13 protein-coding genes are annotated in these 13,988 nt (G+C 36.0%); 8 read left to right on the forward strand and 5 right to left on the reverse strand.

Annotation, left to right across the window (positions count from 1 at the left end):
- Window positions 1-12 precede the first annotated feature (12 nt).
- Window positions 13-531 carry a pentapeptide repeat-containing protein gene (locus BLP52_RS11505; protein WP_091710650.1) on the reverse strand — a complete coding sequence of 173 codons (519 nt, stop codon included), beginning with the start codon at window positions 529-531 and terminating at the stop codon, window positions 13-15.
- 438 nt (window positions 532-969) lie between these two features.
- Entirely contained in the window at window positions 970-1,725 is a 756-nt protein-coding gene (locus tag BLP52_RS11510) for a hypothetical protein (protein WP_091710630.1), read from the reverse strand.
- Window positions 1,726-1,886: 161 nt separating this feature from the next.
- Between BLP52_RS11510 and BLP52_RS11515 the strand changes: the two genes are divergently transcribed.
- The 3 genes from BLP52_RS11515 to BLP52_RS11525 all read left to right on the forward strand — a co-directional run bounded on the left by BLP52_RS11515 (window position 1,887) and on the right by BLP52_RS11525 (window position 3,758).
- Window positions 1,887-2,405 carry a hypothetical protein gene (locus BLP52_RS11515; RefSeq protein ID WP_154717863.1) on the forward strand — a complete coding sequence of 173 codons (519 nt, stop codon included), beginning with the start codon at window positions 1,887-1,889 and terminating at the stop codon, window positions 2,403-2,405.
- Between the two features lie 176 nt (window positions 2,406-2,581).
- Window positions 2,582-3,115 carry a PGF-CTERM sorting domain-containing protein gene (locus BLP52_RS11520; RefSeq protein ID WP_091710632.1) on the forward strand — a complete coding sequence of 178 codons (534 nt, stop codon included), beginning with the start codon at window positions 2,582-2,584 and terminating at the stop codon, window positions 3,113-3,115.
- A 4-nt stretch (window positions 3,116-3,119) separates the two neighbouring features.
- Entirely contained in the window at window positions 3,120-3,758 is a 639-nt protein-coding gene (locus BLP52_RS11525) for a CDGSH iron-sulfur domain-containing protein (protein ID WP_091710633.1), read from the forward strand.
- A gap of 53 nt (window positions 3,759-3,811) precedes the next feature.
- Here BLP52_RS11525 and BLP52_RS11530 read toward each other — a convergent pair whose 3' ends face one another.
- The gene (locus BLP52_RS11530) at window positions 3,812-4,288 is read right to left on the reverse strand and encodes a metal-binding protein (protein ID WP_091710634.1); all 477 of its coding nucleotides are present in this window, start codon (window positions 4,286-4,288) and stop codon (window positions 3,812-3,814) included.
- Window positions 4,289-4,371: 83 nt separating this feature from the next.
- Here BLP52_RS11530 and BLP52_RS11535 point away from each other — a divergent pair, with 83 nt between their 5' ends.
- The 4 genes from BLP52_RS11535 to BLP52_RS11550 all read left to right on the forward strand — a co-directional run bounded on the left by BLP52_RS11535 (window position 4,372) and on the right by BLP52_RS11550 (window position 9,378).
- The gene (locus BLP52_RS11535; RefSeq protein WP_091710635.1) at window positions 4,372-4,851 is read left to right on the forward strand and encodes an META domain-containing protein; all 480 of its coding nucleotides are present in this window, start codon (window positions 4,372-4,374) and stop codon (window positions 4,849-4,851) included.
- A gap of 54 nt (window positions 4,852-4,905) precedes the next feature.
- Window positions 4,906-5,691, forward strand: a complete 786-nt coding sequence (locus BLP52_RS11540) for an HD domain-containing protein (RefSeq protein ID WP_091710636.1) — start codon at window positions 4,906-4,908, stop codon at window positions 5,689-5,691.
- Between the two features lie 128 nt (window positions 5,692-5,819).
- Window positions 5,820-8,186, forward strand: a complete 2,367-nt coding sequence (locus BLP52_RS11545) for a PAS domain-containing sensor histidine kinase (RefSeq protein ID WP_091710637.1) — start codon at window positions 5,820-5,822, stop codon at window positions 8,184-8,186.
- A gap of 112 nt (window positions 8,187-8,298) precedes the next feature.
- Entirely contained in the window at window positions 8,299-9,378 is a 1,080-nt protein-coding gene (locus BLP52_RS11550; RefSeq protein WP_091710638.1) for a hypothetical protein, read from the forward strand.
- A 45-nt stretch (window positions 9,379-9,423) separates the two neighbouring features.
- On the opposite strand, the gene BLP52_RS11555 is transcribed toward BLP52_RS11550, so the two are convergent.
- Both BLP52_RS11555 and BLP52_RS11560 read right to left on the reverse strand, forming a co-directional pair.
- Entirely contained in the window at window positions 9,424-10,599 is a 1,176-nt protein-coding gene (locus BLP52_RS11555; protein WP_091710639.1) for a type III PLP-dependent enzyme, read from the reverse strand.
- A 264-nt stretch (window positions 10,600-10,863) separates the two neighbouring features.
- Window positions 10,864-13,524, reverse strand: a complete 2,661-nt coding sequence (locus BLP52_RS11560; protein WP_091710640.1) for a PAS domain S-box protein — start codon at window positions 13,522-13,524, stop codon at window positions 10,864-10,866.
- A gap of 184 nt (window positions 13,525-13,708) precedes the next feature.
- Here BLP52_RS11560 and BLP52_RS11565 point away from each other — a divergent pair.
- A partial coding sequence (locus BLP52_RS11565) for a transposase (RefSeq protein ID WP_154717864.1) occupies window positions 13,709-13,988 on the forward strand: 280 nt, incomplete at its 3' end.

Genomic DNA, 13,988 nt, shown 5'->3' on the forward strand with positions numbered 1-13,988 from the left:
TTATTCTGTCGCTTATTCTATCACTATATCATATACACTTAAAAGAGAGAGAACTTCGGGAACAGAGAATTTCGTCTGTTTGAGGAAATTGTTGTTTGGGTCTATAGAATAATTTCTGGCATTTCTGAATGAGGCATGACTCATGTTCGTATTCCTGAAAAGACTGTTTATAAGATCAGAATCTTCAAAATTTGCATTCTTAAGACCTGTATTTACAAAATCACAGTCTTGAACCTGACATCCTGTAAAATCAGTATTTTCCAGATCCATATCAGAAAAAATACAATATGAAAGATAGCAATTCTCAAATCCAATACTTAATACGAAGTCGTTGCATTTAGAAAAATCCAGACCTACAATTTTGCAGTCGGTAAATCTGACATCCTGTAACCTGCAATTGTTCAGATCAACATTTGATAATCTGCAGTTATCAAAAAAGCATTCAATAAATTTTGTGTTCCTGAATGATTCATCTGCAAGATCACTATCCTTGAATGTCTCATCCTCAAATTCCTCGTTTTCGTATTCCATGTTCATTAGAGGTGATAGTAAGCTATAAAGAATCTTCTAAATCAAACAGGAAATGGATCGAGAAGGTAATTGAAATCAGATCAAAGCAGCCATTATTAATCCAATAAGAAATGATGATAGATTGCATAAGAACGATAACTGAAAAGCTCTTTGGATACTCACTTTCAGAATGAAATGATAGATAACAGCTTCAATTAAAATAACAGAAATTTCACCTAGCAAAACAAGATTTTCGTATGAATCTATGAATTGTGGTAACAAGAACCAGAGATACGGAAGCGTTGAAAAAGAAGCTAAAATACCTGCAAATAAAAGAATGGAAGTGCTTATACAATCAGTTTTAAAGTAATATCTTACTAACAGGAAAAGGACTGATGTCTCTATCAGTATTGTCAGAAAAAGAGAAGACAGGAACATATATTCGTATGACATTCACTTTCAGAGTAATTCTTGATCCAGATTATTCCAGCAATCATTCCCAAACTGTTTCTTGAAGAAATCCAATATTGAACTTTTAAGTGTAGGTTTAAGAATGAGACAATTTTCTGATGAGACAAAAATTTCTGTTTCATTCGAGTTGCTATTTTCCTGTATTTCAATAAAGTAGTAATTTAGTGTACTATTTTCAATATTTGTTTTTGACTCATTAATAACTGACCTTATATCAGGTATTTTTGGTTCATCAAAAATTTCTTCTTTATTAATAATTGAACCATAATAAGATACTCTTCTTTCTTCATAAAGTATAAGTGCTGTGTCATTAAAGCCTGCTACAGAATAGTATCGTTCCTCTTTTGTCAAAGGATTTGCAACAACAGTGTATTCTGAATCTACATTAATATCAAAAGTATAAGATAATACATTAGGATCAGACTCAAAATCAATGTTATCAAGCCCTATATTTTCAAAATACTCTTTCTCAACCGCATAAATTGTTAGATCATTAGCTTTGTAGAATTGTGTCAGGCATTCACTGGAATTGATTATATATGTATTTTCACACTGGATTACAGGTCCGGTTATGTATCCCACAAAAACAACATCCTGATAATCACTAAGATTTGATATGCTTACGCACCTATCGTAAATCTTCATGCCGGGAAATATAACATCGGCATTTGCAGGAATTATAATAAGTACTGCAAAAAGTATTACAAAAAGAATTGCTATCAAAAAATGGCTTTGATTTTTCATTTAGTTTCCACGTTCCCAATCAATAAAAACGCCTTAACTTATAATAAGTATTTTGATTAGACCTATAATTTTTATACTCGTTTGAAAAGATTACCTTTTATAAAAACATCTAAATATCACTTGATCAAAATAATACCTATCTGTTAATGTGGAGAGTAAATATGAAATATAAATTAATTCTTCTATTTATTTTAGTGGCCATTGTTCTAATGGGCGCTCCTATGGTATCAGCTAAGTCAAGTTATTTGTCTTCTTTTAATCAACACTACAACACTGGAGATACAAGACTTAACACCTGTGATTTGTGCCACTCCGGATCAAACGGTGGATCCCTTAATCCTTATGGAAGAGCATATTCCAACACCATGAGTTTTACAGGAATTGAGGGACAGGACTCTGATGGGGACGGATTTACTAATCTGGAAGAAATAAATGCTTTAACATTTCCAGGAGATCCAACTGATTATCCTGTAATTGAAACTGTAGCTACGGTAAATACAACTCCAGAAGTAATCGAATCAGTAGTAACCGAATCTGTAGTAAATGATACGACAAACATATCTGCACAGGATAATGCAGAAACTACCGGAACCACTACAAGTGACCAGCAATCTCCTGGATTTGAATCAATTATTGCAGTTTTTACAATTTTAGCAGCACTCTATCTTGGAAAAAAATAAAATTATTGAGCATTCTGACATAATGTCAGAAATTCTTTTTTCGTGTTCATTTCTATTTGAAGACCAACAATGTTGCAAAGAGATTCCGATTTCATAATCAAATGAAGCAGCCATATGTCAGAAAATTATAAGATGTAGTCCCTGAAATACTATATATAAAAATGTGGAGTTTGAGTATGAAATATAAAGTTATTATGGGAGTATTATTACTAACAATCCTGCTGGCAACTTTTACACCATCTGTTTCTGCAAGACCCAATTATATGTCGGCATTCCTGGATCAATATAATGTTGGTGACACACGACTTGCAACATGCGATATGTGCCATATAAATCCCAATGGTGGAGGTCCCCGGGACAGTTATGGTCTGACATATGCTGAAAATGGAAAAGACTTTGTTGCAATAGAAGGACAGGATTCTGACGGAGATGGCTTCACAAATATCGAAGAGATCAATGCACTGACATTTCCAGGTGACCCGGATGATTATCCGGTAGTAGCAGAAGTTACTAAAACAGAAACAATTAATGTTGAGAACTCATCTGTCAATTCTAAAAATGAAACAGACACAATTGTTAATACTGAAACTTCAACAAATACTGGCAGTAAATCAGATCTTGAGAGCACAACAACGGAAGTCCAATCTCCTGGATTTTCAGCAATTATTGCCGTTTTTGGAATGATAGCAGTTTTCTATTTAAAAAGGTAAAAATATGAATGCAGAGAAGAAACCTATTATCAAAGTATCAAAAGATGGGCCTTTTATTGTGAAGGATCTTAAAACTCTTAGAAATTCAAAGGGTGTTTTCATAGAATTAAATTCTTCCATGGCACTTTGTAGATGTGGCGATTCAAAGAACAAACCTTTTTGTGATGGAACTCACCTGCACAACGATTTTTCCAGAAAGAAAGAAGGTTCCAAATTTCCCGATAAGATTGAATCTTTTGGAGGGAAAGAAATAATCATACATGACAACAGGGCAGTTTGTTCTCACATAGGACATTGCATCCTGAAATTACCGGGAGTTTTCAGGAAAGGTGAAAAACCATGGATCGATCCAGATGCTGCTGATCCTGAAGAGATTGCCAAAGTCATAAGGACCTGTCCATCAGGAGCTTTAAGCTACACATTTAAAGGTCTGCTACATAAGGATTATCCGCATGAACCGGAGATATTCATGGTAAAGAATGGCCCTTATCATGTAATAGGCGGCATTGAACTTGAAGATAAAGATGGTTCAAAACCGGAAACAACAGATCATTATGCTCTTTGCCGATGTGGCAGATCTAAAAATAAACCATTTTGCGACGGGACACATATTGAAACTGAGTTCAAGGACAGGATCAATTAGATCCTTTTCTTTCTTGATCTCTTTCTAACAAATGTCCTTGAAAATCCCTAAAATCAGAAAATTCCCTTGAATTTTGAGACCACATTATCAGAAATAATGTGTACCTCTATTGAAAGTACTATTCCTGCAATGCTGGATATCATCAGGCTGGATGGTATTGCTTCATAATCGATTCCGATTATCAGAAAAACTGCAGCAACTATCACCAGCAGATTTGCTACGATGGACAATGGACCGACCACAGGATGATGTGACAGACCTCTGTGTTTGAATAACTCTTTATAGGGCCACCAGAGTATCCTGAGAGCTCCCCATCTTTTGTATGGTTTACTGCTGATATCAAGGTCAGGACTCAGGAACAATGTGGCAAAAATATAGGCTATTGAGAAGGCCACTATTGTATAACTATTCAGATAAGTGATGCCAGGACCAATACCTTCCCTGAAAGAATAGTAAAAAACAGCCAGTACTATCGTCAGCACTGCTGCGTTAATAGCATCATGTGTTTTTCCATCTGGAATACGTTTCATCTCCTGAGCTCACGCTCATTAAAGGTATTGACCGGATAATATATAATCTTCTTCCATTTATATTGAAATTCAGGAGGTTAAACGTGAGGCTTACAGACAAGGTAATAAGAACATTAATAGTTCTGTCCATGCTTACAATAGCAATATCAGTTTCTGCCTGCATGGATAAAGATACAGGTCAGGAGAACAATCAGGAAAATGTAGAAGTTACTGCAGAAAGTATCTCTAATGTAACATGGGAATGGACAGGTACGATTGAAGCAGATGCAAAAACACCGCTAGTTGTTCCTGATCCAAAGAGATACACGATCAAGTTCATGGAAGATGGTACATATTACATCGTTGCGGATTGCAATACAGGAAGTGGCACATATGTCCTTGATAACAATAGAATAACATTGAATCCCGGGCCAATGACACTTATGGCATGTGGGGAAGATTCAATTGACAATAAGTATCTTGCATATCTTGGAAATGTGGACTCAGTTGTGCTTGAAGGTGAACAATTGAAACTGTACCTGAAAGGCAGTGATGATAGAATGCTTTTCTCATTGCAGTATTGATCATCTGAAATCAATGAAAAAATATAATGCTTTTAATTACAATTCAGTATCAAAATGGATGAAGAAAAATTCGATGAACTGAAAACATGGTTCCATAACTATGTCAGATCATTTTACACAGATGATAGTTTCATTCAACAGAATGTGATATTAAAAGAAGAACACAGCATCAGGGTTTGTGAAAACGCATCCCTGATAGCTGCTTCTGAAAAACTGGATAATAACAATTATTTTCTTGCACTGACAATTGCACTTCTCCACGACGTGGGACGCTTTGAACAGATAAGCAAATACAGGACTTTCAAAGACAGCGAATCTGAGAATCATGCAGTTCTAAGTGTAAAAGTATTGAAATCTGCAGGAATACTTTCAAATCTTCCTGGGAATGAACAAAACATAATTCTGCTTGCTATTGTTAACCACAATAAGTTTCAAATAAAAGGCAATCTGGATGAAATAACTCTTTTTCATGCAAAACTTATAAGAGATGCAGATAAACTTGATATCTACAAAGTAATGTTAGAACACCAGAACCAGAAAGATAAAAAATCAAATCCGGCCCTTGATATGGAACTCCCGGACAAACATGAATATTCACCGAAACTTGTAGAGGAAATATTTGAAAATAAAATTGCCAGTATTGAACACGTAAAAACCTGCAATGATATGAATCTCACCCGACTGGCATGGCTCTTTGATCTGAACTTCAGGGAAACTTTCCTTCTTGTTAAAGAACGTGAGTTCATTGATAAACTGATAGCAATACTACCGCAAAATGAAGAGATCACATCCCTTCAAGATCATTTGAATGAATATATGGACCAAATATTGCGTATCTAATTTATTCTGGTTTAAGTTATGTTGACTATTGAATCTGAATTTCAGTTCTTTTATTATTCAGGAAAGTTTTTATTTAATAATTATTATATCATCATTGATAATTATAGTTGATGATAGGATATAGTTGAATGTCCGATTTTAACAGATATAAAAAAATAATATCAGAACTTCCCATTGGTATCATTTGTTCTGATGTTAACGGAAACATCACATTTGTCAATAAATTCCTGATACAAAGTAACTGGTTCATAGCTAAGGATCTAATCGAAGGCAAAAACATATTATCATTGCTGTCAGGCAGATCAGAAATCAAAGAGATATTTGAAGAAAGTCTGAAATATAAGCATGAAACTGATCAAATTGTCAGACACGCCATAGATAATGTAGATGGGATTTCTCTCAGGATCAGGACAAAAATTGAAATAGACAATAATGAAAATATCAATGGTTTTGTCTTTTTGATCGAGGAGCATTCTATCGGGATAGATATAACTAATCGTTTTCAGAGATCAGCAGCAGAAGATGTCATTGAAAGAACATACTTGAGATTTAAAGACCTTAATGTAGCTGATATCGATGATAACATTCTACAATCACTGCCAACAATTGCTGAAATAACAAACTCAGATATTATTTGTATATTCCAGTTCACATCCAGAGGTGGGCTATTTTGCGATCATAGCTGGCACAGAAGTGTAACTGATATAACAAAAGAACAAAAATTAAAACAACTTGTAATTGCAAATCCAGACTGTTTTTCCATTACAGACAAAAAACTGTTCTTCCTTACTTTTAATGATCTGAAAAAACAGAAATGTGACATCAAGCAATCACCTGATATTTTCACCGAAGAGAACAAACACTCACTGATCATTGTTCCAATGTACGGACACAGAACAAAGATTGGTTTTATATGTCTTAGTTCTTCAATCGAGCCGGAAAACACAGACCCTGAGTTACTACGTCTTTTCAACTATCTCGGAGAAATATTTGTTAATGCTCTTGAACACCGGAATACCAATAAACTTCTGCTTAAAAGTGAAGAAAAATATCACAGGATATTCAAAGAGATCCATGATATATATTATGAGACAGATCTGGGCGGCATCATACTTACCGTTAGTCCATCTGTTCAATATTACCTTGGATATGAAGCTAGAGAATTGATAGGTCGTTCCATACAAGCACTTTACAAGAATCCTCGTGACAGAACTGATTTCCTTCGTGAGATAGTAAAGAATGGTTTTGTGTCCCATTATGAGCTTATTCTTGCAAATAAGAATGGCAATACAGTTTATATTTCAGTAAATGCTCACCTGGTTTATGAGAATGGCATTCCTACAATGATTGCTGGAATGATACGAGATGTTACGGAACTTAAAAAAGCATACAAGGAACTCAAAGAACAAAAAAAACTGCTTGCCAGTACATTTGAATCAATTCCTGATCTTCTTGCAGTTATCGACAGAGATTATCAGATAGTTCTGAGTAACTGGAAAGGACATGGATATTTCACAGATGAGAACAAAGGTCATGGCAGTCTTTGTTATAGAACATTCCTGCAAAAAGATATGCCCTGTGATCCATGCTTACCATTCAGTGTTTTTGAGTCCGGTGAAATATTAACTTATGAAATGCATAATGAAATTGATGCTACCTTCCGAGAGGTACGTGTAATTCCAATTTTTGATAATGATGGCAGTGTCTCTAAGATACTTGAGCATGTCAGGGATATCACTGAGCAGAAAAGGGCTGAAATGGAGCTTATTGATGCAAAAATAATAGCAGAAATTGCCAGCAAGGCAAAAAGTGAATTCATTGCCAACATGAGCCATGAATTACGTACACCTCTTAATTCAATAATAGGCTTCTCTGATTTTTTACTTGAAGGTGCTTTTGGAGAACTTAACGACAAACAGGGAAAATACCTGTCAAATATATCTAACAGTGGTAAGCATCTTTTAATGTTAATAAATGATATTCTGGATCTTTCTAAAATAGAAGCCGGAGAGATGGAACTCAGGCTTGGGCAATTTGCTGTAAATCAAGCTATTGAGGAAGTCATAACCATAATGGATTTACAGGCCCAGAAAAAAGACATAATACTGACAAATAGAACATCTGGTCTTCTTTCCGTAAATGGTGATCGAGCAAAGATAAAACAGGTTCTTTACAACTTGCTGAGCAATGCAGTTAAATTTACTCCTGATGGTGGTTCAGTAGATATAGATGCAAATATAAACAATGAACTTCTAACGATAATTGTTTGTGATACAGGCATTGGTATTTCAGAGAAAGACAAAGATATATTATTCCATCCGTTCAAACAGATAGATTCTTTCTACAACAGACAGCATGAAGGAACAGGTCTGGGACTTGCTCTTGTCAGCAAGTTCGTAGAAATGCACAATGGTAATATCGATGTAGACAGCGAGCCGGGGAAGGGGAGCTGTTTTATTGTAAAAATACCGGTAAATCAGAATTTACCTGAATAAAATAAATTCAATGTCAAATACAGTTTAGGATATTCAGGATTTCGGTAATTGGTAAAAACTCAAGTATCTTCAGCGATAGCAGGTGACTTCCATCCAGAGAGAGATCAGATTTTTGGCAGTGTTTCTAATTATCCTTTTTTTAATTGTGACTTCTTTTGGATGCATTGACACACCAATGCAGGAAGTATCGGCAGATGAAAATACGGAACAGAATACCAGTGTAGACCGGGTTACTGATCCCGAACCAGTTAATTTAAGCAGGACTGATGTAAAAGTAAACAGTAAAAGTATAACACGGTATTATCGCTGGGAATATGATAACACGGATTTTTCAGTTGAATATGAATACGATACGGATGCATATACCGCATATTCCCTAAGAAGCCGTAACAGGGATTTCAGCCATTTTGTAAATGACCCTTATGATGATGAACTTATATCCATGATAACAGCTCAGATGGCTGAGCTTGCAAAATCAAAAGGTTACAGCAGGGACGAGATCCCTTATATTGTAATGGCTTTTGTACAGTCCCTACCCTATGTCAGTGACAGTGCTTCTGCAGGTTTCGATGAATATCCACGTTTTCCCTTTGAAACTCTTTATCACGGTGGCGGAGACTGTGAAGACTCATCCATACTCCTGGCAGCCCTGCTCTATGATATGGGATACGGAGTGGCACTGGTAGAGTTCCCCGGACACATGGGTGTAGGCGTGAAAGGTGCACATGCCCTGGAAGGTAGCTACTTTAATCATTCTGGTGCTCGGTATTATTATCTTGAAACAACAAATTCCGGATGGGAAGTAGGTATGATACCTGATGAATATGCCAGCTTTGAAGCTTCAGTTCGTCCGGTTCTCAACTCGTATCCTGAATTACAGATCAGATTCAGTGGTCATGCAAGAGGAAACAATTATGTGACCTACGCAGACGTGGACGTTGAAATAACAAACGTTGGTTCTGCAGCCATAGAAGATCTGGTTATTTATGCAACTCTTGAAAGCACAACTCAAAACATGGTATGGGATTATCTCCAGACAGACACGCATGAGGGCATGGATGTTGATGAAACTGTGACCTACACAATATCCAACCTTAAAGTCCCTGACGGGAAGATCTACCGTGTTGGAATATGGGCCTGGGGCTCTAACTCTGAGAGAAAATATGTTTATAGTGAATGGACAACAGCCTGAGATAATTAATTAAAATAAAAAAGGGAAAAAGGAGTTTTCCTTTTTTTATCTGATAACATATGCTTTCAAAGGTGGTAAGCCATTAAAAGCAATGGAACTGTAACTCTGGGTATAAGCTCCTGTAGTGAATATATAAAGTCTTTCATTTTCATGAAGACTTTCAGGAAATACATATTTATGGTCTTCATAAAGAATATCCATGCTATCACATGTAGGACCTGCAAGAATTACTTCTTCTTCATATCCTTCACTTTCTGAATAGATAGGATACTTAATACATTCATCAAGTGTTTCTATGAGTCCGCCAAACTTTCCTATGTCTAGATATACCCAATGGTACTGGTTCAGTTTTGCTTTCTTTGATATCATTATGATCTCTGTTACAATAACACCTGCATCAGCGACCAAGGACCTGCCAGGTTCTATTATGATCTCCGGATGTTCCTCGCCAAAATCTTCCTGTATAAAACGAAGTATCTCATGTGCATAGGTTTCAAGTTCATTAGCTGGTGACATATATTTTGCAGGAAAACCTCCACCCAGATTTATCATTTTAAGTTTAATACCCTGAAGTGATACAGCTTCAAAGAGGTACTTACATTTTGAAAGGGCATTGTCCCACTGTCCTATATCACGTTGTTGTGAACCTACGTGGAAAGAAAGACCATATGGTTCAAGTCCCTTTTCATGTGCTTCAAGTATGAGTTCATAAATAACATCAGGGTGCGCACCGAATTTTCGTGACAGTGGCCAGTCTGCACCATCACTTTCAGTAAGCAGACGGAAGAACACACGTGATCCCGGAGCATTTCTTGCAATCTTATGCAGGTCACTCTCAGAATCCGTTGCAAACATCCTGATGCCTTTTTGATATGCATATGCAATATCTTTCTCCTTTTTGATGGTGTTACCGTAACTGATCCTTTCCGGAGAAACATCAAGTCTTAGAAGCTGGTCAATCTCATATATAGTTGCAGCATCGAAATTGGAACCTTTATCTCTAAGGACCGAAATGATCTCATCAAGAGGATTTGCCTTTACTGCATAATGTATCTTAACATAAGGCATGTTCCTGACAAGTTTATCATACATTTTTTCTACTTTAGAAAGGTCTACAATAAGAAATGGAGTCTCTTTGTTTTTAGAAAACTCTTTAATCTTCTTAAAGTCAGCCTCTGATGTGAATTCACTCAGAGGGAAGTCATATTGCACTTTTCTCATATCTACTCCTTTTAGGTTTCTAAATAAGCATTATTTAAGATTATTAAAGCTAACAGTTTATTTTAAAATGATATTTTAAATAAATACTTGATAAATCATCCCTATTATCATTTTAAGTATTTAAAACTGATTCTTAATTGTTTTTAATGCAAAAAATACAGATTAAATAAAAACATAACAAGTTAGCTATGTATTTAAGAAAAGCAACATTTAATAATTTTTAAAAATAATTATTATACAGGCTTTACAGTCAAAAATGAAGTTTTAGCTTTTATTGAGAGGTATGGTGAAAAAGAACTCACTTCCTTCTTCCTTTATGCTTTTAACCCAGATACTGCCGCCATGTATTTTTACAAATTTTTTGATGATGGCAAGACCAAGCCCACTACCCCTGTATTTGCGTGTTGATGAACCATCGACCTGATAAAATGGATCAAATATCCTTTTAATGTCCTCTTCTAAAATGCCAATGCCAGAGTCAACTACTGATATCTGTAATGTATTTTCGTTCCGCAGGCCAATATTGATGTGTACAGATCCACCTTTGGGAGTGAATTTAAGTGCATTATCTATCAAATTGTAAAGAATCTCTTTGATCTTGGTTCTATCAGCAATAACATCAAGATAATCCATATCTGACCTTAATTCAAGTGAAACTCCCTTTCTTTCGGATAGTATGAACATCATGGAATAAACATCATGAACTGTACGTATAATATCAAATTTAGTAAATTTAAGTTCCATTTCGCAAAATTCGATCTGTGACATATCAAGAATATTATTGATAAGATTCAGAAGCAGGTTTCCATTCTGGTAAATGGTCTTTACATGTCGTACCTGTTGTTCATTAAGATCGCCGGAAACACCATCAAGAAGCATGTCAGAAAATCCTATAATAGAACTGAGAGGAGTTTTCAGTTCATGGCTGGTATTAGCCAGAAACTCTGCCTTACTGCGGTTGGCATTGTCAGATACCATTTTTGCTTTCAGTATCTCTTCTTCCGCTCTTTTCCTTTCAGTTATGTCACGGAAAAATACAAGAGCGCCGTCTTTACCTTCATAGTTAATAGGAACTGCTGACACCTCTGCAACAAAAGAATTTCCATCCATACGCAGGCAGAGTTCTTCTACCATTGGAACAGCTTGCTTTTTAGTATTGAGAATAGTAATTCTTTCCTTTACCTGTGCACGTGAATCCGGATGGAAGTGTTCAACAACAGGAGCACCTTTTAATTGGTCTAAAGACTCTGCTCCAAATAATTTTAAAGCTTCTGGATTCAGGTATGCAAATGTTCCATCGGTCTGAACAAAAATTGCTTCTGGAGCATGTTCCACAAGCAAACGGAAACGGGCTTCACTTTCCATCAAAGCTTTTTGAGCTTCTCTTTCTTCAGTCTGGTCACGGAAAACCAGAACCACACCGGATATGTCACCATTAGCATTCTTGATTGGAGAACCACTGTCGGCAATTGGTATTTCATTTCCGTTTCTGGAAATGAGAAGTGTATGGTTTGCAAGACCAACGATTTGTCCTTCCCTGAGAACTTTCCTTACAGGAATTTCAACTTCTTTCCTGCTATCCTCATTTATTATCGGGAAGACTTCTTCAAGTGATTTGCCTTTTGCTTCAGTTTCAGACCATCCGGTTAATTCTTCAGCTATTATATTCATCTTCTCAAGACATCCGGCAGTATCCGTTGTGATTACTCCGTCTCCAATACTGTACAGAGTTGTCCTGAAAAGCTCTTCACTCTCTTTCACACGCTGTTCCATTATTTTTCGCTGTGTGATATCGGTAATGAAACCTTCAAGTGCAATCATATTGCCCTGCTCATCAGCTACGCCTTTGCCCTGTTCCCAGACCCACTTTATTTCTCCGGATGCAGTTCTTATCCTGTACTCATCCCTGAAAACTTCTCCATTAGCCAGGATCCTTTGCCACTTTTCCCACAGATAATCCCTGTATTCAGGTTCTATAAGATCATTGAATGAGAGTTTGTGATTGTCTAATAGATCTTCAGATTGGTAGCCTGTAAGCTCAAAACAGCCTTGTGAAATAAAACGCATTGTCCAGTCCCTGTTAAGATCACAGCGATATGCAATACCCGGCAAATTTGAAAGAAGAACAGATTTGCTTCTTTCACTTTCCCTGAGATCATTTTCCAGCTTAACACGATCGCTTATGTTCCTGATAAAACAGAATATTCCATGAGATTCTTTACTTGTATAAATAGCACTAATTTCAACATTAATGATCTTACCATCTTTTGTATGATGATAAGTTTCAAACAGATCTTTTCCGGTTTTTATGGTTTTGTCTATCTGATATATTATTTGTTTTTTATTCATACACACTTCAAGGTCAGACAGATCCATTTCCAGTAATTCGTTATAGGAATAACCAGACATCTGGCAATATTTTCCGTTAACATCAAGTATACGACCTTCCGTGTCTATGTACAGAAAACCGTCAACTGACATTTCAATGATGGTACGGTAACGTTGAGCATATCTAATATCTTCTTCAGTTTTCAGGCATAGATCATTCTGTTTTTCCTCTTTTGAAATACTGAACTGAATAGAAGTCATTAACTGTTCATCAGATACTGGCCATACCAGACAACCAGAAAGCGACAGTGAGGCAAGTTTTATTACTTGCTGCTTGTTTGAACCTGAAATAATTAGAAGAATAGGAATTACACATAGTCCTGTTACACTTTTAAGTTTCTCATATACTTTTTCAAAGTCTGCATCCACTCTCAAAATAATAAGGTCATAATTAATTTTGTACAATGATTTCAGATAGTCCCTGGAACCAAAGCTACCAATGTTAAGCTCAGAAACCTCATGTCCCATAGAGTATAGCCTTTCTGATAACTCTACAATGTCTGAGTTTTCTTCAAACAACAATAATATTTTGCTCATCGTACTACCTTTTAAATATTATTTGTGAAAAATAATCAAGAATTATTATAAAAACTTGGCGGAAGCTTCTTTCTTTTTAATTGAAAGTATCAAATTAATTCATTATTGATAAACTACCACTAATCAATGAACCCATCTCAAAACTATAAATACTACTTCTTTTAATTTTATTATGGGGATATGAATGGAATTCAGAGAAATCTCTGATGAACAATGGAAGTTTATTAAGCCACGTTTACCACCTCAACCCATTACAGGGAGAAAGAGGGCTGATGACCGCAAGGTCATCAATGGCATACTCTTTGTCCTGATAACTGGTTGCAGGTGGGGAGATATGCCAGTAATTTATGGATCCAGGGCAACTGCCTGGAGACGGCTGAAATGGTGGTCAGAAGAAGGGGTATGGAATAAGATTATGGAATCCCTTCGGGATTCTGCTTACCAGGAAGGTAAGTTCTCAATGG

Origin of the sequence: Methanolobus vulcani, assembly GCF_900100715.1 — an archaeon.
Taxonomy (GTDB): Archaea; Halobacteriota; Methanosarcinia; order Methanosarcinales; family Methanosarcinaceae; genus Methanolobus; species Methanolobus vulcani.

What these genes read in the sequence shown, in the direction of transcription:
- BLP52_RS11545 (WP_091710637.1), top strand. Translation starts at nt 5,820, where the DNA reads ATGTCCGATTTTAACAGATATAAAAAAATAATATCAGAACTTCCCATT.
- BLP52_RS11525 (WP_091710633.1), top strand. Translation starts at nt 3,120, where the DNA reads ATGAATGCAGAGAAGAAACCTATTATCAAAGTATCAAAAGATGGGCCT.
- BLP52_RS11540 (WP_091710636.1), top strand. Translation starts at nt 4,906, where the DNA reads ATGGATGAAGAAAAATTCGATGAACTGAAAACATGGTTCCATAACTAT.
- BLP52_RS11510 (WP_091710630.1), bottom strand. Translation starts at nt 1,725, where the DNA reads ATGAAAAATCAAAGCCATTTTTTGATAGCAATTCTTTTTGTAATACTT.
- BLP52_RS11505 (WP_091710650.1), bottom strand. Translation starts at nt 531, where the DNA reads ATGGAATACGAAAACGAGGAATTTGAGGATGAGACATTCAAGGATAGT.
- BLP52_RS11530 (WP_091710634.1), bottom strand. Translation starts at nt 4,288, where the DNA reads ATGAAACGTATTCCAGATGGAAAAACACATGATGCTATTAACGCAGCA.
- BLP52_RS11560 (WP_091710640.1), bottom strand. Translation starts at nt 13,524, where the DNA reads ATGAGCAAAATATTATTGTTGTTTGAAGAAAACTCAGACATTGTAGAG.
- BLP52_RS11515 (WP_154717863.1), top strand. Translation starts at nt 1,887, where the DNA reads ATGAAATATAAATTAATTCTTCTATTTATTTTAGTGGCCATTGTTCTA.
- BLP52_RS11555 (WP_091710639.1), bottom strand. Translation starts at nt 10,599, where the DNA reads ATGAGAAAAGTGCAATATGACTTCCCTCTGAGTGAATTCACATCAGAG.
- BLP52_RS11520 (WP_091710632.1), top strand. Translation starts at nt 2,582, where the DNA reads ATGAAATATAAAGTTATTATGGGAGTATTATTACTAACAATCCTGCTG.